Origin of the sequence: Haloferula sp. A504 (genome assembly GCF_044385805.1) — a bacterium.
GTDB lineage: Bacteria > Verrucomicrobiota > Verrucomicrobiia > Verrucomicrobiales > Akkermansiaceae > Haloferula.
Genome location: NZ_JBISBU010000001.1, coordinates 1 through 22,357 on the forward strand (window position 1 = coordinate 1; position 22,357 = coordinate 22,357).

Annotated in this window: 16 protein-coding genes; 9 read left to right on the top strand and 7 right to left on the bottom strand. The window is 62.1% G+C overall.

What is annotated here, in order from left to right; genetic code table 11:
* Window positions 1-78: 78 nt before the first annotated feature.
* The 4 genes from ACG2LG_RS00005 (at window position 79) to ACG2LG_RS00020 (ending at window position 10,160) form a co-directional block, all read left to right on the top strand.
* Entirely contained in the window at window positions 79-3,171 is a 3,093-nt protein-coding gene (locus ACG2LG_RS00005; RefSeq protein WP_396255223.1) for an autotransporter domain-containing protein, read from the top strand.
* Between the two features lie 11 nt (window positions 3,172-3,182).
* Window positions 3,183-3,863, top strand: coding sequence for a hypothetical protein (locus ACG2LG_RS00010; protein ID WP_396255224.1), 681 nt, complete (start codon window positions 3,183-3,185; stop codon window positions 3,861-3,863).
* A 167-nt stretch (window positions 3,864-4,030) separates the two neighbouring features.
* Window positions 4,031-9,205 (top strand): S8 family serine peptidase, encoded by a 5,175-nt coding sequence (locus ACG2LG_RS00015; protein WP_396255225.1) that lies wholly within the window; start codon window positions 4,031-4,033, stop codon window positions 9,203-9,205.
* A 76-nt stretch (window positions 9,206-9,281) separates the two neighbouring features.
* On the top strand, window positions 9,282-10,160 hold the full coding sequence (locus ACG2LG_RS00020; protein ID WP_396255227.1) for a DUF808 domain-containing protein: 879 nt from the start codon (window positions 9,282-9,284) through the stop codon (window positions 10,158-10,160).
* 3 nt (window positions 10,161-10,163) lie between these two features.
* Here the strand turns inward: ACG2LG_RS00020 and ACG2LG_RS00025 are convergent, their stop codons facing one another.
* From ACG2LG_RS00025 to dnaG, 5 genes are all read right to left on the bottom strand, one after another.
* A complete protein-coding gene (locus ACG2LG_RS00025; protein ID WP_396255229.1) occupies window positions 10,164-10,580 on the bottom strand; it encodes a SufE family protein in 417 nt (138 codons plus the stop codon).
* A 120-nt stretch (window positions 10,581-10,700) separates the two neighbouring features.
* Window positions 10,701-11,918 (bottom strand): aminotransferase class V-fold PLP-dependent enzyme, encoded by a 1,218-nt coding sequence (locus tag ACG2LG_RS00030; protein WP_396255230.1) that lies wholly within the window; start codon window positions 11,916-11,918, stop codon window positions 10,701-10,703.
* Entirely contained in the window at window positions 11,915-12,712 is a 798-nt protein-coding gene (locus ACG2LG_RS00035; protein WP_396255232.1) for a hypothetical protein, read from the bottom strand. Before ACG2LG_RS00035 ends, ACG2LG_RS00030 begins: the two co-directional genes overlap by 4 nt.
* A 236-nt stretch (window positions 12,713-12,948) precedes the next feature.
* Complete coding sequence (rpoD, locus tag ACG2LG_RS00040) at window positions 12,949-14,982, bottom strand: RNA polymerase sigma factor RpoD (protein ID WP_396255234.1); 2,034 nt, start codon at window positions 14,980-14,982, stop codon at window positions 12,949-12,951.
* Between the two features lie 101 nt (window positions 14,983-15,083).
* Window positions 15,084-17,012 carry a DNA primase gene (gene dnaG, locus ACG2LG_RS00045; RefSeq protein WP_396255236.1) on the bottom strand — a complete coding sequence of 643 codons (1,929 nt, stop codon included), beginning with the start codon at window positions 17,010-17,012 and terminating at the stop codon, window positions 15,084-15,086.
* A gap of 102 nt (window positions 17,013-17,114) precedes the next feature.
* Here dnaG and ACG2LG_RS00050 point away from each other — a divergent pair, with 102 nt between their 5' ends.
* Genes ACG2LG_RS00050 through ACG2LG_RS00060 form a run of 3 tightly spaced genes read left to right on the top strand, consistent with a single transcriptional unit; the run spans window position 17,115 to window position 18,977 of the window.
* Entirely contained in the window at window positions 17,115-17,282 is a 168-nt protein-coding gene (locus ACG2LG_RS00050; RefSeq protein ID WP_396255237.1) for a hypothetical protein, read from the top strand.
* Window positions 17,283-17,327: 45 nt separating this feature from the next.
* Complete coding sequence (locus ACG2LG_RS00055; RefSeq protein WP_396255238.1) at window positions 17,328-17,804, top strand: tetratricopeptide repeat protein; 477 nt, start codon at window positions 17,328-17,330, stop codon at window positions 17,802-17,804.
* Between the two features lie 42 nt (window positions 17,805-17,846).
* Window positions 17,847-18,977, top strand: coding sequence for a serine hydrolase domain-containing protein (locus ACG2LG_RS00060; RefSeq protein ID WP_396255239.1), 1,131 nt, complete (start codon window positions 17,847-17,849; stop codon window positions 18,975-18,977).
* Here the strand turns inward: ACG2LG_RS00060 and ACG2LG_RS00065 are convergent.
* The gene (locus ACG2LG_RS00065) at window positions 18,965-19,573 is read right to left on the bottom strand and encodes a class I SAM-dependent methyltransferase (protein ID WP_396255241.1); all 609 of its coding nucleotides are present in this window, start codon (window positions 19,571-19,573) and stop codon (window positions 18,965-18,967) included. The genes ACG2LG_RS00060 and ACG2LG_RS00065 overlap by 13 nt on opposite strands.
* A gap of 372 nt (window positions 19,574-19,945) precedes the next feature.
* Between ACG2LG_RS00065 and ACG2LG_RS00070 the strand changes: the two genes are divergently transcribed.
* On the top strand, window positions 19,946-21,097 hold the full coding sequence (locus ACG2LG_RS00070; RefSeq protein ID WP_396255242.1) for a phosphotransferase enzyme family protein: 1,152 nt from the start codon (window positions 19,946-19,948) through the stop codon (window positions 21,095-21,097).
* 7 nt (window positions 21,098-21,104) lie between these two features.
* On the opposite strand, the gene ACG2LG_RS00075 is transcribed toward ACG2LG_RS00070, so the two are convergent.
* Window positions 21,105-21,734, bottom strand: a complete 630-nt coding sequence (locus ACG2LG_RS00075) for a protein-L-isoaspartate(D-aspartate) O-methyltransferase (RefSeq protein ID WP_396255244.1) — start codon at window positions 21,732-21,734, stop codon at window positions 21,105-21,107.
* 91 nt (window positions 21,735-21,825) lie between these two features.
* Here ACG2LG_RS00075 and ACG2LG_RS00080 point away from each other — a divergent pair, with 91 nt between their 5' ends.
* Window positions 21,826-22,296, top strand: coding sequence for an EVE domain-containing protein (locus tag ACG2LG_RS00080; RefSeq protein ID WP_396255246.1), 471 nt, complete (start codon window positions 21,826-21,828; stop codon window positions 22,294-22,296).
* Window positions 22,297-22,357 lie beyond the last annotated feature (61 nt).

The window sequence follows — 22,357 nt, forward strand, 5'->3', positions numbered from 1 at the left end:
GGCAGCGACACGCTGAACACGAATGCGGACACGGAGCTGACCGGGACGGCCGGCGAGGCGTTGAGCAACGGGGTGACGGTGTCGAACCTTGAGATCCTGGGGACGACCAACGGCGTGCTCAACGGCAGCGGCGGCGATGATACCTTCAACCTGACCGGAGCAAACACCGGCAACGCGGGTGGGATTTCCTTCAGCGATGTGACGACGGTGGACGCGGCGGGCGGAAATGATCAGGTGGTGACCAATGCTGATGTGGCATTGACCAGCGTCGCCAACCAGATTGCGACGAATGGAGTGACACTTAGCAACATCGAGTCGTTCAGTGCAGGGAGTGGAATCCTGGATGGAACTGCGGGTGCTGATGTTTTCAGCTATACTGGAGATCAGGCTGGAACCGCGAACGGAATTGCTTTTGTCGGCGTGGATACCATCAATGCAGGTGACCAGAACGACATCCTGAACCTGGGTGCAACCCAAGCGGGCGGCTTGGATTTCTTCGGTCAGGGCGGCATTGATACAATCAACATCACGGGTGACTTGACCCTGACGACCGACATGCTTGATGCGGAGTTCTTCAATGTCGGGAGCAACACGGTGGAGCTTACTGGCAACAATCTAATCGACAGCATCGCGGTCGATAACACCAACGGCACCCTGAACGTGAATGGTCCGGAAACCGTCCTTACCTACTCTTCGACTGGTGGGACACTGGGAGGAGCAGGAATTCTCACCGCGACCAATGGTGCTTCTCTGAATGACGGCTCGAGCGTGGGAGGCAATCTCTTGGGGAACATCACCAGCAACGGAACGGTGGGCGTGACTGGCACCATCGGTGGGGGAAGCCTGACCGTGCAGACCGGGACTCTGGCTCTCGCTGGGACATCGACCAATAGTCCTGTCTTTATCATTGGAGGCGCGACGCTCGACAACCAGAACGGGGGACTGTCCGGTGGTGCACTCGTGGTGAATCAGGGAACCCTCGACGTTGATGTCGCTGATACCGTGGCGGTCTACACATCAAATGGTGGCCTCCTCAGCGGAGCGGGCACCCTGACTGCCACCACGGCCAACCTGAACAATAATTCCAGTGTGACAGGCAAGCTTTCGGGCACCACGACCAGCAATGGGACGGTTCAGGTGACTGGCAGCATTGGCGGTGGCGCGCTGACGGTTCAGACGGGTACCCTCACTCTGGGAGGTGTGTCCACGAATGACACGGTTGCGATTCAGCCGGCATCGACCCTTGTCGATAACGGAGACCTCGGGGACACCGCCACGGTGACGAACCAGGGAACATTGACGGTGAACACAACCGACACCATCGGTGTCCTGAACAACGACGGCGGGCTCGTGAATGGAACAGGAACGCTCACGGCGACCACCTACGATCTATCGGGTGGATCGGAAATCGCGGCTCCAACCACGCTGGGGATGGGAATTCTCAACAGCGATGGAGCGGTGACTCTCCGAGGTACCTCCAATGCAGACACTATCAACATCAATACCGGCACTCTTTCCGTCATTGCTGGTGGGCAACTGGGGCAGGCCGCTTCCATTATCAATCTGGCGGGGGGCGCGAGTCTTCAAAACGGTGGAGGTCTGACCTACTCGGTTCTGCAGGGGACGGGGACGGTTGTAGGGGGACTCAATAATTCGGGAATCGTTTCTCCTGGTGGAGACGGCGTATTAGGAACACTCACGATTGATGGAGACTTCACAAACTCTCCCGCAGGCACTCTTCGCATTGATGTCTCCAATCCGGGCGGCGCGCTCGGAGCAGACTTACTTAATGTCAATGGTGTTGCAACGTATGCGGGTAATTTGGATCTTAATCTTGTCGGCCCCGATGCACCTGATGGCGGCTCCTCGATTCAAATAGTTAACGCTGTGAGTGGCAGCGGAGCTTTAGCGCCTGACTTGGACTTTGCAACAAACGTCCTTTCCTACAGCTTCGATCCGTCAACAGGCGTGATTCAGTTCGACCTTGCAGACGAGGGGGCTAAATTCAGCAAGGCGTATCAAAATCTGAATGAGAATCAGACCGAGGTGTTCTTTGCGTTGGTAGAAGATACGCGAGATCCAGGTTTCCAGAACGTCGTGACGACAATTGATCCGGCTACTGGTGAGATACGACATCAGTTGCTGCCGGGACAGCTCGACCCGACCTTGGAGGGAGGGTTGATGCGTGATGCGACCAATGACGCCATTCAGCCGGGAGGAATTGTGACATCGGTCGTCAACCAGCTTTCGCCCGAGGTTCACCGGGGTCTTGCCGATTACTCCGAGGAGAATCTGCGGAATCATGTCCGCAATGGGGAGCGCGCGCAGTCCATCCATCGGGGGGATCACATCGATGTCTTTGCCCAGCTCTGGGGGTCGACGGCCGGAGCACAGTCGCTCGCGAACAACGCCAGCTACACTGTGGAGACCTTCGGGCTGACGGGTGGTGTCCGCTATGAGGTGGCACCGCAGTGGGAGGTCGGAATGCTGCTTGGTGTGGACACTGGAACCGTTTCAGGTGCACTGATCGATGCCGATTCCCAGGGCTTCATGCTTGGAGCCTTCGGAGGTTACCTCATCGATCCGGAGTCGTCGCTGCGGGCGACGGCCCATGTAGCCTACGGCATGTATGAGCACGACGTCACCCGCCAGAGCTTCGGTGGAGCCGTGCAGGCGAATGGGATTGGCTCGGATGTGTTCCAGATCGGTGGTGGGATTTCGGGTGTCGCTTATTCTTCCGGTCCGCTGCGCGTCATTCCCGGGGCCCGTTTGACCTACGCCAATGGTGAGGTTGATGCTTTCAGCGAGCGCGGTGCAGGCATTCCGCTGTCTGTCCAGGCTCAGGACATCGAGGCCCTACTCTTGGATTTGGAATTGCTGGTCGAGTATGACATCACGGAGAAGCTCAGTGTCTATGGATCACTTGGATACACCATGGATCTTCTGGATGATGAGGATGCCGTGGGTGCGAGTTTCGTTGCTGGTGGAGCGGCTGCCCGGCCGATGAGGGTTACGGCCCCAGGCATCGGCGACGAGGCATTCCTGTTCGGCGTCGGAGGTAGTTTTGAGGTCGCACCAAATGCCAAGGTCGGCATCCACTACCTCGGTGAGTTTTTCTCTGATGCGGACGCTGCCCACAACTTCGGAATCGGCGGGGTGGTATCCTTCTGATTCAGCCTGCCATGCGCTTCTCCATTCGAATTATCCTTGTTGTGAGCCTCGGGATCCACCTCCCGGGGTGCAGCAAGGAGACGCAGTCGTCTGAGGCCCAACTTGGGACGGATACATCGCCTCGCGTGGTGGGTCTGGGCAATATTGTAGCCATTCCCCACCGTCTCGTCAGGGACGATGGCGCATATCAGATGGTTTCCATCATCGATGGCGTCGCGGCGAACCACAGGTTCATGGCGGCGGTGAGATTTGTCCGGGAACAGGGCGAGCGCCTGGTCAAGGAAGATGGAAAAGGCGAGCCGGAGGGAGGTGAAGCGAAGGAAGGCGTGCCGACCCAGGAAACCTACCGCAGGAATCAGGAGATTCTCCTCGAGACCTACGGTTTCAAGCCCGGGGGGGATCACCTGATGATGCCTGTGAGGAGTACCCTCTACGAGGTGAGTGATGCCGGGAGTGGCGAAGGGGCAGAGGTGACCCGCTCCAAGGTGATGGAGTTGGATTCCATCGAAGCCTACGAACTCCTTCAGAAGCTGCGTGAGGACTACGCCCGCTTGTCAGCCGAAGCTGGCGGCGAGGGAAAAGCGACGGAAGTCGCGGAACGCTTGAGGAGCGGGTTTGGCTTTGACGTCACGAGGAAGTATGAGCTTGAGGTCAGCAAAACGGTGCTATTTCAGAAAGTCGATGGGTCCTGATTGAGGCGGGGCCCGGCGATTGACTGGCCCGACCGATGCGCTTGTGAGCCCCATCGCGACAAGAAAATACCAACCACTATCAGGGGATGAGGGATTTCTTTGGTCCAGACCGGAATGGCCGTCGCTCGAAGCTCCTTTGGATGCTGGGGCTTGGTGGGTCGGTAATCGTGATTCTCATCCTTGCATGGGGCCGCAACTGGCGGGGCCAGGATGAGCGGGGTTCGGGGTCGACGGTAATGGTGTCGCAGCGCGAGGCGGCGCAGAGTCGATCCCCTGCGGGACTGGCTGCCGGGGAGGCGGGCAATGGGAGAGGTGAGGCGGGTCGGGAGTCAGAAAAAGAAGAGCGCCCGCGGGATCGGGGTTTTCGTGGAGACCATGCGTGGGGACGGACCTCGGCGGGAACGACGACCGTTTCCAATGGGGGGCGGCGAGGAGACTTAGACGGCAAGCAGCGCGTTGGAGCGGTGCGCAGGGATCCGGCTCCAGAACCCCGCCCCGAGGGTGACATTGCGGCGATCCTCGAGGGCGTGGACATGGCGGATGAGAAACAGCGCGCTGCGGCGGTGGCGAAGATTCGGGCTCTGGAAGATGCCCGGTTGGATTGGGCGAGGGCCAAGGCACGGCGGATGAGTATCCCGATCATCATTCCAAGAGAGGATGGGTCCAAGGCCGAGCTTTTTGACTTTGTGGAGGATCGCCCCCAGTATCGTGCGACGAACAATCAAGACGCTGCAATCTCGACGAATGCTGCGGCCCTGAGGGTCAGCCCCTTCAGCGTGACGGGTGGGAGTCTCCGCGTAGGCGTCTGGGATGAGGCGAGGGTGCGGAACAGCCATCAGGAGTTCGGTTCCAGGGTGTCGATTCAGGACAGCAGCCCGACCTTCAGCAATCACGCGACACACGTGGCCGGGACCATAGGTGCCAGCGGGACGGTGAGCAGTGCAAAAGGTATGGCACCGGCCGTGCGGATCCATTCCTATGACTGGAACAGCGACGGGTCGGAGTTTGCTTCTGCGGGGGCCGCCACACCTCTGCAGTCCTCAAGGGTCCTTGTTTCCAACCATTCCTACGGCTTCATCCGCGGGTATAGTTGGAACAACGGCTGGACCTGGTATGGTTCAGGGACGAGTAGTTCGTCGGTTGATCCGGAGTTTGGTCGCTACTCGGACTCTAGTCGCAGTTGGGACAGCTACGCCCAGAGTCTTCCTTACACGCTCATCTGCAAGGCCGCCGGGAACGACCGCAACAACAACCCGTCCAATGGGAGTATCGTGCAAGTTAGGAGCACAGGCGGAACTTTCACCATGAGCAGCAGCAGTCCCAAGGGGGACGGCATCTACAAGGGAGGTTATGATCTGATCGAGGGGATGGGCCTTTCCAAGAATGTTCTTACGGTGGGAGCGGTCGATGATGCGGTTTCGGGCTCCAGTCGTTCGGTGGGGGCAGCATCAATGTCGTCCTTTAGTTCCTGGGGGCCTGCGGACGATGGACGGATCAAGCCAGATGTGGTGGGAAATGGAGTTGGCGTCTATTCGCCGGTCGCAACGAGCGACAGTGCCTATTCAAGCTACGGCGGAACGAGCATGGCGACTCCGAATGTGGCGGGAACCGCCATGCTTCTGACAGATTACTATCAGAAGCGTTTCCCGGGTCAGCAGATGCGGGCCAGCACGCTCAAGGCTTTGCTGATTCACACGGCGGACGATTTGGGGCGACCCGGGCCCGACTATCAGAATGGCTGGGGGCTGGTCAACGGAAAGGCAGCAGCCGAAGTGATCGATCAGCACGCTTCGAGCTCCGGGAGCCCGAAGATCATTGAGAGCCAGGTCGGCTCAAACGCTGTCAAGGTGCACACCTTCCAATGGGATGGTGTGGGTGCGATCCGCGCCACACTGGTGTGGCACGATCCGGCGGGCACCGAGAAATCGGGCGGGGACAACCGGAGCAAGGCACTCGTAAATGATCTGGATCTTAAAGTCATCGCGCCGAATTCAACCCAGTACTATCCTTTCGTGATGCCCCATGTGGGCTCGTGGAGCCAGTCGTCGCTCAGCCAGACGGCGACGACGGGTGTCAACAGCGTCGATAATGTCGAGCAGGTTCTGATTCAGAATCCGGGGACGCCTGGGACGTTCACGGTGGAGGTTCGTGCGAACGGTAGTTTTTCCGGAGGGCAACAGGCCTATTCCCTGATACTCACGGGCAGCGCCACCGCTTCTGCACAAACCCGTGTGATTGACCTGTCGGGAAGTCTCTCCTTTGGGAATGTGACAACTGGTCAGAGTGCGTTTCGGAACTTGCTTATCAGAAATCTCGGCAACGACGACCTGAGTATTTCCTCCATCAGCTACCCGACCGGCTTTTCGGGGAGTACATCGGGTGCGGTCATTCCGCCGGGTGGCTCGATCAACAGAACTGTCACCTTCGCTCCTTCGACCGGGGGGGCATACAGCGGGAATGTGACGGTATTCTCGGACAAGACATCCGGAACGAATACCCGACTGGCAACGGGTTCGGGAGTCGTGGGGGTCACCAATCTGAACAATGGCGTCCCAGTGACGGGGCTCTCGGGGGACGGAGGTTCTGAGCGAGTGTATCGCTTCAGCGTTCCCCCTGGCCAGGAATCCCTGTCGTTCGAGATCTCGGGAGGAAGTGGTGACTGCGACTTGTATGTGCGTTATGGATCAATTCCAACTACCAGCGATTGGGACCATCGACCTTACTTGGGCGGAAACGATGAAACCGTCACCATCAACAATCCCGCAGCTGGAGATTGGTACGTGATGCTGCGTGGCTATTCAAGTTATTCGGGAGTCTCCCTGGTGGCAAGCTATCAGGCTCCCGTGGTGACAACCCGGATCATCCGACTCAGTGGAAGTTTGTCCTTCGGGCAGGTTTCGACCTTTTCAACCAGTGACCGGGAATTGCGGATTCATAATGACGGCAATGCTCCGTTGTCGGTGAGTTCGATCAACCTTCCGACAGGTTTCTCGGGATCATGGTCAGGCAACATCGCGCCTGGAGGAAGTCAAGCAGTGACAATCACCTTCGCACCTGTGGATGACATCGTCTATGCGGGGAATCTGAGTGTGAATTCCAACAAGACATCAGGTGTTTCGATCGCCTCGATCTCCGGAAGTGGCGTTAATTCTGTCTATCCGCTTTCCAACGGCATCCCGGTCAACGGATTGAATGGACTGTTGGGTTCAGAGCAGTTTTTTAAAATCACCGTACCTTCTGGCCAAACCCGCCTCACGGTTTCCACTTCAGGAGGTATCGGCGACGTCGATCTGTATGTCCGGCGTGGATCGGAACCGACTATTTCCAGCTACACCCAACGTTCGATCAGCAGCGGGAATTCCGAGACAATCACCATCACGAATCCACAGAGTGGAGAATGGTTTATTCTTCTTCATGCCTTCAGCCAGTACCGGGATGTCCAATTGATCGCGTCCTACGAAGCGGTGGTCGCGCAGACCCGCATCATTCGGCTGACCGGCAATCTGGCTTTCGGCGATGTGAAGATCGGTCAATCGAAGACGCAGTTCTTCACGATCCACAACGACGGCAATTCCTCGTTGTTCGTGAATGGTTTGAATCTTCCGCAGGGCTTTACCGGGAACTACTCGGGTTCGATTCCCAGTGGTCAGTCGCAGTCGGTGGGGGTAACCTTCGAGCCCTTCAATGCGGCATCCTACGGGGGCAATCTGGTCGTCAACTCCAATGCCACCTCGGGGGGGTCGACCATGCCGGTGTCGGGAACGGGAAGCGGCACCTTGGCGTTGTCGCGTTTGGAATCAACGGCGACTGCGGCGGGTGGCAGCGGGGCGATCGATGTCAGTTGTTCCGGTCCGTGGTCTTGGAGTACGGCGGCGGCCTGGATTTCCAGTGCATTCGGGTCCAACCAATCCGGCAACCTGGAATTCGTCTTCTCGGTCGCAGAGAACCCATCCACGGATCCGCGGACGGCAGTGATTTCCTTCACACAGGGAGGCTTGACGCTGGTTCATACCGTCACCCAGGCCGGTTCCGCGCCATTGCTGGAGCTGAGTGCGGACGCACGTGGATTCAGTTCAGGAGGGGCGGCATCCTCCAACTTCAATGTGATCTCCAACCAAACGTGGTCGTGGAGCAAGAGTGTCTCATGGATCACCAGTTCCGAGCCGGGCTCCCAGAATGGCAACACAGTCTTCAGCTACTCCGTGGCTGCGAATCCGACGACGGCGATTCGTGAAGGAATCATCACCTTCACCCAGGGACCTTTGACCAGGATCCACCGGGTGACGCAGGCGGGTGCTGCGGTGACCTTGGACCTCAACACGACCCGGATTCAGAACGTCTCGTCGTCCGGGGCGAGCTACGTGGTTTCCGTCAGCTCGAATGGGGAGTGGCACTGGGTTTCGGATGCGGCTTGGGGCAAGGCACCAAGCGAGGCGGCCGTGCAATCCGGGAACCAAACCTTCTCGCTGTCGGTGGATCCCAATCCGACGGTCTTCGGTCGGTCGATGAATTTCAACTTCTCGCACGGCGCACTGAACAAGACTCTGACCGTTGAGCAGGCTGGAGCGCAAGCGACTCTTACTCTTGGGTCCCTCTCGTCATTGATTGGTGGAGAAGGTGGCGGTGCCGACATTGATGTCACTTCCAACACGGCATGGAATTGGTTCACCAACGATTCATGGGTCACCGCAGTCGGTCAGCCTCCCCAGCAAAGTGGTTCCCGCACCTTCTCGTTATCTATTGAGCAGAACTCGAGTAGCACACCCAGAACCGGAACCATTTACTTTCATACTCCGGATTATTCCACATTTGAGAGCCATACTGTCACCCAGGAAGGCTTTGTTTCGGAGCTGACGGTCACCCCGACGCAGCGGAACGTGGATGAATCGGGTGGAGTGTTCGATCTGACGGTCGGCAGCAACACGAGCTGGGACTGGTCATCGAGCGGGGACAGTTGGGTTACCAGTGGCGAACTGCCCTCGCAGGATGGACCCCAGACCTTCACCTATGAGGTGGGTGCGAATACAAGCAGCGCCCCCCGAAGCACCTTGCTGACTTTCCAGGCGGGTGGAATCATACGAACCCACGAGATCCTCCAAGCTGGTTCGGCGGCTGCGGATCCGCCGAAGATCACCAATCTTGAATCCTCCGGTTCCAGCGCGATTATCTCCTTCGAAACCATCGTGGGAAGAAGCTATCGGATCCGCTGGGGACCGAACCTTGATTCGATGCCCAACAAGCTTGAGGGCATACCTGGAAGCGGAGGCGTGGTCACCCGGACGCTCGCCGGCGCGGGTTCCGCGCTCAATGACCGCATGTTCTTCACAGTAGAGGACTACTGAGTCGTTGCTGACTTGAGGAGTTTCCCCGGAAACTTGAGTCTTCTCAGGGCGGACGGGAGAGCCCTAGGCTGCGCGCATGGCCGGAGGAAGTCTGCTGATGCTGTTGGACGACATTGCGTCGATCCTCGACGACGTCGCACTCATGACCAAGAAGGCGGCTTCGAAGACCGCCGGGGTGCTGGGGGATGACCTGGCGCTGAATGCGGAACAGGTGAGCGGGGTGGTGGCGAAGCGTGAGCTTCCGGTGGTGTGGGCGGTGGCCAGGGGATCCTTCGTCAACAAGCTGATCCTGGTGCCGGCGGCGCTGGCCCTGAATCACTTTGCATCGTGGGCAGTCACGCCCTTGCTGATGATCGGCGGTGCCTATCTCTGCTTCGAGGGGGTCGAAAAGCTGATCCACTACATCGTCCGCAAGCGCGAGAGGACGGTCGAGGCGGCGGTGGAAAAGGTGAGGGAACTTCAGCACGGCGAGGTGGACGAGAAAGCGAAGATCAAGGGGGCGGTCCGCACCGACTTCGTGCTCTCGGCGGAGATCATTGTGATCACGCTCGGAGTGGTCGCCGCGCGGCCTTTCGCGACGCAGGCGCTGGTGCTTTCCGCGATCGCCGCGCTGATGACGGTCGGCGTCTATGGCCTGGTGGCCGGCATCGTGAAGCTCGATGACCTCGGCCTCTACCTGAGCCGGAAGGGGATGGCGATCGGGCGGGCGATCCTTTGGGCCGCACCGTTCCTGATGAAGACGCTGTCGGTGGTCGGCACGGCGGCGATGTTTCTGGTCGGAGGGCAGATATTGGTGCACGGCATTCCGCCGGTGCATCACGGGATCGAGCATTTGGTCGAACCTTGGGGCGGCGGGGGAAAGGTGGCGATGACGCTGTTCAACGGGCTGTTCGGGATCGTCGCCGGGGCCTTGGTGCTGCTCGTCCTCAAGCCCTTCCTGAAGCAGGGGCATTGAGGACTACCCCTGCGCCAGTTCCAGTGCCCGCTGCTTCATCTGGGTGGCCATCAGGTTGAGGGCGTTGGCGCGGGTCGGGGCGAGGTGCTCCTTGAGGCCGGTCTTGTCGATGAAGGAAAGGTCGGCGGTGAGGATGTCGTCGGAGCTTTCGCCGTCGAGCACGCGGACGAAGAGGGCGATCATGCCCTTGGTGATCACGCTGTCGGAGTCGGCGGCGTAGCGGATCGTTCCGTCCTCGGTCGACGCATCGAGCCAGACCTGTGACTGGCAGCCCTTGATGAGCTTCTCACTGGTCTTCTGTTCCTCGGGCATGGCGGGAAGCTTCTTTCCGAGTTCGATCACGTACTCGTAGCGTTCCTGCCAGTCCTGGAAGAGGTCGAGTTCGTCGAGGACCTGCTGTTGTTTGTCGGCGATGCTCACGTCGTGGGGATGGGAAGAGGGGATTGCGAAAAATGCAAACTTTGGTTGTGGCGGAATTGGAGTGTTGCGGCGGGCCGCCGCAACCACGGGCTGCCCCGGGCCGGGGCAGCCACGGTGCCGCTACCGCAGCATCATCGCCGCCTTCTCGACGCTGGTGGCGAGGGCTTCGACATCCTCCATCGTGTTGTAGGCGGCGAAGGAGGCGCGGGTGGTGCCGGTGATGCCGAAGCGGGCCATCAGCGGCTGGCAGCAGTGGTGGCCGGTGCGGACGGCCACGCCCATCTGGTCGATCAGGGTGCCGAGGTCGTAGTGATGCACGCCCTCGATGGCGAAGGAGAGCGCTCCGGCGCGTTCCGAGGGGCCGTAGAGGTGGACGCCTTCGATGCCGCCCACGACCTCAGCCGCCTTTTCGAGCAGCCGCTTCTCGTGGAGATGGATGGCCGCCATGCCGAGTTCGTTGGCGAAGTCGATGGCCTCGGCGAGGGCGATGGCCCCTTCGATGTTCGGGGTGCCCGCCTCGTACTTGAACGGCAGGTCGTTGTAGGTGGTTCCCTCGAAGCTCACCTCCTTGATCATCTCGCCACCGCCGCGCCAGGGAGGCAGGGATTCGAGGACCTCGCGCCGGCCCCACAAGACGCCGATCCCGGTGGGGGCGAAGATCTTGTGTCCGGAGAAGACGAGGAAATCGGCGCCGAGTGCCTGGACATCGACCGGCAGGTGCGGCACCGCCTGCGCGGCATCGATCAGCACGCGGGCGCCGGCAGCCTTGGCGGCGGCGATCATTTCGGCGACCGGATTGATCGTGCCGAAGGCATTCGAAATCCAGGTGACGGCAAGCAGCCGGGTTCGTTCCGTGAGCAACTCCCGGAACGCGTCGAGATCGAGCACGCCGTGGTCGTCGCAGGGGATGACCTTCAGTGAGGCGCCGGAGCGCTCGCACAGCATCTGCCACGGGACGATGTTCGAGTGGTGCTCGAGCGTGGAGATCAGGATTTCGTCCCCGGGTTGAAACGAGGCGGTCAGGATGTTCGCGACGAGATTGATGCCATCGGTCGTGCCGGAGGTGAAGATCACCTCGTCGCTGCTGGAGGCGTTGAGGTGGGCGGCGACGGTCTCGCGGGCCTTCTCGTGGGCTTCGGTGGCGGCCCGGGCGAGGTGGTGGGTGCCACGGTGGATGTTCGAATTGAGTTCCTCGTAGTAGCGGCGCGATGCCTCGAGGACGCGCCGCGGCTTCTGGGTCGTGGCCGCATTGTCGAGATACACGAGCGGGCGCCCGTTGATCTCGGTGGCGAGAATCGGGAACTCGCTGCGGATGCTGGCAGGATCGAAGGAACTCATGGCTCAGAGTCGGCCGGGAGGTGTTCGACGCAATACTCGGTTCCGTCGAGCATGGTGCGGAAATCGAGTTCGGGATCGGTCAACTCGGTCCGATCGCACTCGGCACAGCGGTGAAAGGCCTGGTCTTCGGGCAGGGCCTTGGACTGGAACTTGCGTCGGCGCAGGCCCGCCTCGGCCAGGGCCTTGCGGTCCCGGAGGAAGGTCGGCAGCACCCACAGTCCGTAGGGGAGAAGGGTGGGGAGGACGACGGAGATCAGCGGCAAGTGACCCAGCAGCGACAGCACCATGATCCCGAAGCCGATCCACGCGAGCCAGCGCACCTGCACCGGAAGAATCGCGAAGAGCCGGAATTCGTAGCGGGGAAAGTAGGTCGCGAAGGCGAAGAACATCGCGAGGTAGAGGTAGGTCCCGATGAAGGAGGTGTGCGGGTCGAGGATCATCGGCCCGATCATCAGTCCCACCCACACGCTCAAGAGGTAGAGCGTCGTGCGGGTCGGTCCCCAGACCTCCTCCAGCGAGTCGCTCACCAGGAAGGCGATGAAGGTCGCGAACACCAGGAACAGGACGCCGAAGACGCTGAAGCCGAACACGCCCATCGGCGCGAAGCCGAAGCTCAGCAACCTCCAGTATTCGCCGTCGAGGATCTTTGCCCGGTCGAAGGCAATGATCGAGGCGACGTCCGGGTTGATCCATGAGACGGCCGATACCAGGACGCCGAGCATGGCGAGGTATTTGAAAAGTCCGGGGATTGCCACCCAGTGCAGGCGGTCTTCCATCCGTTCGAGCCAGCGCATGCCGGGAGCCTATGGCCCCGAAGTTCCAAGTAGGAAGTGCCAAGTGCCAAAAGAGAGGGAAGGCGCGTCGGTTATGAAACCGGCACGCCTGGTCGTCGCGGTCCGGAGTTCTCGATAGGGAGCCTGGGCTGCCGCCCATGGCATCCGGGGATTGGCGCGGGCGGGAGGCTGTCTATCGCAGGTGGCGCGGGGTGAGGGGATGAGGCGTGCCGATCTCATAATCGGCGCTCCTCTCCTCACATTCCCGGCAGTTCGATGAAGCCTTCCAGCTTCCGGATGCGGGTGGGGTGGCGCATTTTCCGCAGGGCCTTGGCCTCGATCTGACGGATCCGCTCGCGGGTCACCTGGAACTGGCGGCCGACCTCCTCGAGGGTGCGGCTGTAGCCGTCCTTGAGGCCGAAACGCTGCTCGAGCACCTCGCGCTCGCGCTCGGTCAGCGTGCACAGCACGTCGCCGATCTTCTCCTTGAGCATCGCGAAGCCGGCTTCCTCCATCGGGTTCTCGGCCGCCTTGTCCTCGATGAAGTCACCGAAGGAGGTGTCGTCGGAGTCGCCGACGGGTGCCTGCAGCGAGATCGGCTGCTGGGCCATCTTGAGGACGGCGCGCACCCGCTCGACGGGAAGGTGGATTTCCTCGGCGATCTCCTCCGGGGACGGCTCGCGGCCGTATTCCTGGACGAGCTGCTTCTGCACCCGCATCAGCTTGTTGATGGTCTCGATCATGTGCACCGGGATGCGGATGGTCCGGGCCTGGTCGGCGATCGAGCGGGTGATGGCCTGGCGGATCCACCACGTCGCGTAGGTCGAGAACTTGTAGCCGCGACGGTACTCGAATTTCTCGACCGCCTTCATCAGGCCCATGTTGCCCTCCTGGATCAGGTCGAGGAAGGAGAGGCCGCGGTTGGTGTATTTCTTGGCGATGGAAATGACGAGACGCAGGTTCGCCTCGACCATCTCGGTCTTGGCCTTGAGGGCCTCGCGCAGCCAGTGGCGGAGGTTCTTGTTGGTCTCGTTGAAGTCGTCGACCGAGTGCCAGGACCGTTGCTGGAGTTCGCGCAGCTTGGTTTCGAACTCCTTGTTCTTCGGGCTCGACTTCACCTTGCGTTCGTACTTCCAGAACTTCGACTGGTATTCCTCGACCTGCTCGCAGAAGTCCTCGGTGACCTTCTGCTTGAAGTAGAAGCGCGAGTAGACGCGGTGGAGGGTCTGCAGGTTCTTGGCGAAGTTTTCCTGCAGCTTCTTCTTGCCGCGGGGTGCCTTGGCCGAGAGTTGGCGGAAGATCGTCTCGTTCTCCTCGTGGAGCTGGCGCAGTTGGTCGCAGAGCTTCGGCAGGCTCTTCATGTAGCGCTCCCGTGATTCGATCTTCTTGTCGAGGATCACGCGGTCGAATCGCTCCTTGCCGCGCGTCAGCTTGTCGGCGAGTTCCAGATAACTGTCGGCCACGAAGCCGAAGAGGTGGAGCTGCTTGGCGACCTCGATCTCGGCATCCTCGATGCGCTTGGAGATCTCGACCTCCTGCTCGCGGGTGAGCAGGGGCACCTGGCCCATTTGCTTGAGGTACATCCGGACCGGGTCGTCGAGAATGTCGAGCTTCTGATCCTTGGTCTCGGCCGGTTCATCGTCGCCGGACTCGCGCTTCTTGTCCTTGAAGCGGTCGACCTCGGAGGCGTCGATGATGTCGAACTCCATGTCGCGGAGCTGCTGCATGATCGCCTCGACGTCGGAGGGCTCGACGAGATCGTTCGGCAGGATGTCGTTGATGTCGTCGTAGGTGAGATACTCCTGCTCCTTGGCGAGCTTGATGAGTTCGCGGATCTTCTCCTGGATCTCCGGGGTGTCGATGCGGCGCTTTGCGACGCCGTTTTCCTGCTCGGCCTTCGGGTCGGCTTGATCGTTGCCGCCGGCCTTTTGGGAAGCGGCTTTGTCCTTCTCCGTCGCTTCGGGGGGCGCTGCCTTCTCCTTTGGATCGGCTTTGGCGGCGGGTGTGGCCTTTTTCGTCGCCGGCTTCTTCGCGGCGGTTTTCTTCGCAGGCGCCTTTTTTGCGACCTTCTTGACGGCCTTGCCCGGTGCGGCCTTCTTGGCAGCCTTCTTCACGACCTTCTTTTTCGGGGCGGCCTTCTTTTTGGCCGGAGCCTTCTTGGCCGCTTCCTTCTTTTTGGCCGGAGCCTTCTTGGCCGCTTTCTTCGCGGGGGCCTTCGTGGCAGCCTTCTTCGGGGTTGCCGATTTTGCGACCTTCTTGCGGGCCGTCTTGCTTGCTTTCTTGGAGGACATTGGCGGGTCGATGAAGACGCCGGGACAGACCTCCCCCATTATGGGGCGAAACTGCCGTCGGCGGTAGCGCGGGCGGAACATTTCCGGACCCGCTGTCCCGGTCAAGGTTTTCTTTCGTCGCGAAAACCCGCTCTATTCCAAGGTTTTTGTGCTTTCGACCGTCGGCTCCGGGGGGTGAAGCGATCATTGGTGAGCGCCCGGGCGGGCATGCCGGCCAGGAGATCGGCGATCTCCTTGGCGCGTTCGAAGAGTTTCGCGGCCTCTTCGTTTCCCAATTGCGGGTCGTTCAGCGCGGCCTTGATCCGGGCGTCTTCCTTCTCGAGGGCGAGCGCCGAGGCATCGGCAAGGGTCTGCGTGGCGCTGTCGACCGGGTCCTCCGGGGCGGCTTCGCTGAAGGCGGTTTCCTCGCGCAGTGCCAGGCGGTCGGCTTCGTCCAGACCGGCGAGAAAACTGTTCACCGAGGCGGGTGAGGCGGGATCCGGACGCTCGGCGAGGATGGTCTGGAGGATGTGGACTCCGTCGAGTTGCTCCTTGAGTTCGTGGAGGGTTTCGAACTGCTCGCCGAGCCAGTCGCGGGCCTCGTGGGATTGGAGCGCAAGCGCACAAAGCGCCCCGATGCGACGGTCGAGGGGCGTCGGCTCGACGGCGGGGGGGCTCGGTTTGCCGTCGCGGGCCTGATGGCGGTTGGGGCGGGGACGGCGGGCGTTGCGGCGGGCGCGGGTGACGGCCCCCTGCAGGTCGGGCGCGCCCACCCGCAGGCGGGTCGCGAGGTGCTGGATCAGGGACTCGCGTGCGACGTCGTCCTGGATGACCGCGAGTTGGGAGGCGGATTCATCGATGAAGGTCGAGCGCTTGAGGGGGTCGGAAAGGTCGCCGGCGAGGCGCACGCGGAAATCGAAGAAGCTGCCGGCCTGGTCGAGGAGTTGGCGAAAGGCATCCACGCCGTTGGCCTTGATGAACGAATCCGGATCCTCGTCCGGCGGCATCGCCACGACCTTCACCGCGATGCCGTCGGCGGCGAGGGTCATGAAGGCGCTTTCGACCGCCTTGTTGCCGGCGGTGTCGGAGTCATAGCACAGCACCGCGGTCTTGGTGTAGCGCCGCAGCGTGCGGGCGTGCTGGGCGGGAAAGGCGGTGCCGAGCGGGGCGATGGCGTGGGGGATGCCCTGCTCGTGGCAGACGATGGCGTCGATCTGGCCCTCGCAGATCAAAACCGATTTCTGTTCGAGGATCCCCTTGCGCGCCTTGTCGAGGCCGAAGAGGACGTTGGACTTCTTGAACAGCTGCGTTTCCGGCGTGTTGACGTACTTGCCTTCTCGCGGGTTGTCCTCGAGTTGACGGCCCGAGAACCCGATAACGTCGCCGTAGTCGTTGGCGATGGGGAACATCAGGCGGTCGCGGAAGTAGAAGTAGAGGCCGCGCTCGGTCTTCTTGACGATGCCGGCATCCGCCAGGTCGCGGCCGCGCAGGCCTTCCTGCCTGGCCCACTGGATGAACATCGGCTTCGGTGGTGCCCAGCCGATGCGCCATTTCTCAACCGTTTCGCGGGAAAAGCCGCGGCCTTTCAGATACTCGCGGGCGTGCTCGGCTTCGGGGGCCTCGAGCAGCAGCTTCTGGTAGTAGGCGGTGATCTTGCGATGGAGGTCGAGCAACTGGCCGCGGCGGCGGCGCTCGGCTTCCTCGCGCGGGTCGAGTTCCTGCTCGACGATGGTGATCCCGGCACGCTCGCCGAGTTTCCGCACCGCATCGGCGAAGGGCAGGCCCTCGTATTCGCGGACGAAGCTGATCGCATCACCGCTCTTCTTGCAGCCGAAGCAGTGGAAGAACTGGCGGACCGGATCGATGGAGAAGGACGGGGTCTTCTCGTTGTGAAACGGGCACAGGGCCTGGAAGCGCGTGCCCGCCCGCTTGACCGGGAGGTACTGGCCGATCAGGTCCACGATGTCGGTGGCGGCCAGCACCTGTTCGACGGTTTCTCGGGGAATCTGCGGCACGGACTTCTGGTGTAAGCGGTCGGCGGGAAGTTCCAAGTTCCGAATCGGTTGATCGGAGCCGAAATCGCTTGATCGCCCTCCGGGCCGGATATGTTGCAAGTGTTCGGAATTTCCCGGGCATCAACCCCTCCCATCATCATGAAGGTAGCCACAAAGACGAAGAACGGTGAAACCCGCGAACTCCTGCTCAAGGAGTATTTCCTCAACGCCTACCTGATCGCCATGCTCAAGCGGGTGAGCGAGGAGGTGGGCCGTCGGTCCGGCAAACGCGAACGACTCGTCGAGGCCCGCGTGCCGGTCCGCTGACCGGGGTATTGCCCCGGCGGCACGACGAGTGCTAGCGTCCTGCCGATGGAACTGGCTCCCGTGCTTCAAATCGCGCTTGGATGGCTCGAACTCGGGCTTCCGGAGGAGGCTCTACAGGAGCTGGAGTCGCTGAGTGCCCGCGACCGGATGCGGCGCCAGGCGCTGGAGCTGAAGCTGGCGGCCCAGATGAAGGCCGAGCGGTGGAATGCCGGGGCCGACACCGGCCGCCTGCTTTGCCTGCGCGAACCCAAGGAGCCGCAGTTTTTCATTCAGGCAGCCTACTGCCTGCATGAAACGGGCGACACGGCGGCCGCCCGCAATTGGCTCATGACCGGGCCGTCCAGCCTGATCGAGGATCCGCTCTTCCACTACAACATTGCCTGCTACCACGCGGTGCTCGGGGAGTCCAAGCAGGCCCGCTCCCACCTCAAACGGGCGATTTCAATGGATGAGTCGCTGCGGTGGCGCGCCTGCCACGACGACGATCTGGCGACTCTCGGGGAAGTCTGGAAGCCGCAGTGATTCGCGGTTGGCAAGCGCATCGCGACGGTGGAGGGTCCGCGCATGGGAGTATCGCCGGCGGCACTGGGGGACGTGCTGGAGCAGTTTCACGAAAATTTCCGGGACAACGGCGAGCTCGGAGCCTCGGTCAGCGTGTGGTGGCGTGGGACCGAGTTGCTCAACGAAGGCCGCGGCTGGTGCGAGCGCGACCATCGCCGGCCGTGGATCGCGGACACCCTGGTGCCGGTTTACTCGGCGACCAAGGGGCCCTCGGCGGCGGCGCTGCTGCTGGCGCTCGACGAGCACGGGCTGGGGGTCGAGACCCCGGTCCGAGAAGTCTGGGCGGAGTTCCCGGTGAAGGCGAACTTCGGCGAGCTGCTCTCGCACCAGTGTGGTCTGGCCGCGTTGGACCGCCCGGCGGATGCGTGGGATCACGCGGCGATCGTCGGGGCGATCGAGGCGCAGCAACCGGCATGGTTGCCGGGTGAAGGACACGGCTATCATCCACGGACTTTCGGGACGCTGGTCGATGAGCCGGTGCGTCGCCTGACCGGCATGCCGCTGGGTCGATTCTGGAATGAACGGGTCGCCGCGCCCCTCGGGCTGGAGTTCTGGATCGGGCTGCCCAAGAGCGAGTATTTCCGCGTGGCGGAACTGCATCCGGGACGGGCCAAGGTGGGCGGAACGGAGTCGGTTTTCTACAAGGAGTTCGCCCGCGAAGGCAGCCTGTCGTTCCGGGCCTTCCGGTCGCCGACGGGGTTTCGCTCGGTCCGCGAGATGAACGACCCGAAGGCGTGGCAGGCGGGGTTTCCGGCGAAGGGAGGCGTGGGCACCGCCAGTGCGCTGGCGAAGTTCTATCAGGTCGCGATCGGTGCGCTGCCGGGGCCGTTCAGTGAGCGGGTGATCACGGCGCTCGGCACGCGTCGAATCCAGGGTGAGGACCGGGTGCTGATGCAGCCAACCGCCTTTTCCGCCGGCTGCCAGATGGACCCGCTGGATGATGGCGGGCGGAAAGTCCGCGGCCTCTACGGTCCTGAACTGGGAGCCTTCGGTCACCCGGGGGCCGGCGGCAGCCATGCTTTCGGGGATCCGGAGAACGGCATCAGCTTCGCCTACACCATGAACCAGATGGAGCTGAGCGTCCTGCCGGGCCGCAAGAGCACGGCGATGGTCGATCGGCTCTACGGGGAGTGACGGAAGATCGCGAGGTGCCGGTCGACGGATTTGCCAGGGGCGTCGTTGAGTCGCCGGGACGCGGGGTGGGGGAGGTCGGCCACCGGAGTGGCGCCGAGTTGCCGGAGGCAGGCGCCCGCCAGTTCGTGCTCGCGGTCGAAGTAGGAAGTGATCGCGAGACAACCGTCCGGCTTCAGCGCGCCGAGGGCGTGGCGGTACAGCCGGGTCCAGACCTCGGGATCGTGCCAGAAGTTCTGGTGGCGGATGAAGACGAAGTCGAAGCGGGGAAGTTGCCGCATTCGATCGACCCGCGAGGCGTCGCCGCTGCGGAAAGCGAGATCCTGTCCCGGGCCGCGGGCCGGCACCCAGCGGGCGCGGGCTTCCTCGATCTCGGCCGCCCGCAGGTCGATCCCCAGCAGGAAAAGCGGAGCGCCGCGGGGGGCGAGGGTCTCGACCAGCACCCCGGTTTCGTCGGCCCTGCCGCAGGCGAGGTTGAGCACGGCCGGTGGTGCCGTCGGTGCCCAGGCGGCGGCCTTCAGGCCGAGGTTCAGCAGCCGGCCGAGCCGGGCGACATCCTGATCGATGCCCGGAAAACTGAAGGGACGCGCCGGCCGCATGCCCCCGGGTCTCGCGGGTGCGCGGGTCCGGATCAAGAACGAACCCGGGCCTGGAGTGGGACGCGGGTGCCGGCAGACCATCAGGGGCGATCAAGTCAGGGAGAGAATCAGGCGGATTGCTGGGAATTGGGGAGCATGATGGACCTGATGGAGAGGATGAATGAGATGATTATCCGGGTGCCGGCGTCTCGTCGGAGGATCTGCGCGCCGTCGGAGCTTCAGATTTTTCCATCTCATCATGTTCATCCTTTGCATCCTCTTCATCAAGCAACCCATTCCTCCCGAGCTTGATCAACCCTGGGCAGGCCAAGCGAAATTCGGATTTGTCGCCGGGCGACCGGTCTGGTAGGCCACCCGCTTTCCCCGACGCCCATGTCTCCTTCTCCGTCTCCCGTCAGCCAGGTCGATGCCGAGGTGCTCGACCTGATCACCCGGATTTCGAACCAGTTCGCCATCGAGGGCGAGTTCGTCGCCGGCGAGGAGATCCAGAGCGGGCACATCAATTCGACCTACCGCGCGACCTTCGAAGCGGCGGACGGCTCCCGGCACCGCTACATCCTCCAGCGGATCAACGAAAAGGTCTTCAAGGATCCGCTGGCGGTGATGCGCAACGTCGAGTGCGTGACCCGCCACATCAACTGGAAGGTGCTGCGGGTGAAGAAGGATCTCGGGGGACAGACCTTGAACCTGTATCCGGGCCGGGGCGGGCGTTTCTGGGTGAGCGGGCCGGGCGGCGGGGTCTGGCGCTGCTACAACTGCATCGAGGGCTGCCACACCTACGACATCGTCGAGAACACCCGGCAGGCCTTTCAGGCGGCGCGGGCCTTCGGTTCGTTTCAGGATCTGGTGAGCGACCTGCCGCCGGACGAACTCGAGGAGACCATCCCGGCCTTCCACGACACCCGGAGACGCTACCAGCGGCTGATGGAGGTGGCCGAGGCCGACCCATCCGGCCGGGCCGGTTCGGTGGCCGCGGAACTTGAGTTCGTGAGGTCCCACGAGGCGGATGTGGGCCGGGTCCTCGACGGGCTGGCGTCGGGCGAGATTCCCCAGCGGATCACCCACAACGACACGAAGATCAACAACGTGATGATCGACGAGGAGACCGACGAGGCGGTCTGTGTGATCGATCTCGACACGGTGATGCCGGGTTCGGTCCTCTACGATTTCGGCGACCTGGTGCGCACGGCGGTGAGTCCGGCGGCCGAGGACGAGCGGGATCTTTCCAAGGTGGCGCTGCGCATGCCGATGTTCGAGGCGCTGGTGGAGGGCTACCTGGAAAGCGCGAAGGATTTCCTGCGCGAGGAAGAGGCGGCCCTGCTGGCCTTCTCGGCCAAGCTGATCACCCTGGAGATCGGCATCCGCTTCCTGACCGATCACCTCGAAGGGGACGTCTATTTCAAGACCAGGCGCCCGGACCACAACCTCGACCGCTGCCGAACCCAGTTCCGGTTGGTGGAGGAGATCGACGCTCATCTTCCCGCGATGGAGAAGTTCGTCGGCAAGGTGTGGCGGGGGAGGTGAGGCCGCGTCAGGTCATCGGGACAAAGCGCACCGGCGCAACCTCTTCGGATCGAATCGTGCCATCGGCATCCCGCGTGACGAGGGTGAGTTGCTGAATGGTGTTTTCCCCACCGATCGGCACCACCATCCGTCCCCCGGGTCTCAGCGATTCGACCGGTCGTTGCGGCAGGTGGTCGGGAGCGCAGGAGACCAGGATACCGTCGAAGCGGACGTCCGGTTCCGGCCAGCCGTCGAAGCCGTCGCCCTCACGCAGGTCGATTCGGGTGAAACCGAGCTGTTCCAGTGTTTTCCCGGCTCTTTCAACCAGTTCCGCGTCCCGTTCGAGGGCGCAGACGTGTTTTGCGATGCGGCCGAGGACCGCGGCCTGGTAACCGCTGCCGGCGCCGATCTCCAGCACGGTGGCATCGGGCGGCAGCCGCAGCAGTTGGGTCATGTAGGCGACGATGTAGGGCTGCGAGATGGTCTGTCCGTTGCCGATGGGAAGCGGATGGTCCTCGTAGGCGAGGGCGCGGCTTTCCTCGGGCACGAAGCACTCGCGGGGAATGGTGCGCATCGCATCGATCACCCGCTCGTCGTGGATCCCGCGCGCCTGGATCTGGTCGCGGATCATCGCATCGCGCTTGATCTCGTAAGTCATCCAGCGGGAAGCATGGCCCCTTGCACCGGAGATTTCCAGCGATGAGTCGAGGGCGGCTTGCGTGGCCGGGTCCCGCTGATACGGTCGCGCCGTGAAGTACTGGTTGATCAAGTCGGAGCCCGATGTGTTTGGAATCTCCGACCTCAGGAAAGCGAAGCGGGAACCGTGGGACGGCATCCGCAACTATCAGGCGCGGAATTTCATGCGCGATGGCATGGAGATCGGCGACCTGGCGATCTTCTACCACTCGAATGCCAAACCGCCCGGGGCGGTGGGCCTGGCCAGGGTGTGCAGCGACGCCTATCCCGACCCGACCCAGTTCGATGCGCAGTCGAAGTACTTCGATCCGAAGTCGAATCCCGACGAGCCACGCTGGCTGCTGCGCGACTTCGAGTTCGTGCTGGAGTTTCCTGAAATGGTGACCCTGGAGGCACTCAAGGCCGAGAAGGCGCTCGAGGGAATGATGGTGACCCAGCGCGGCACGCGGCTCTCGATCACGCCGGTCGAGTCCAAGCACTTCCGCAAGGTTTGCTCGATGGCCGGAGTGAAAGTGCCGAAGTAGCGGGTTTTCCGGGCAGGTGACGAAGGTGGGGCTTTGCTCCCGGGCAGGGGTCTGCTTGACT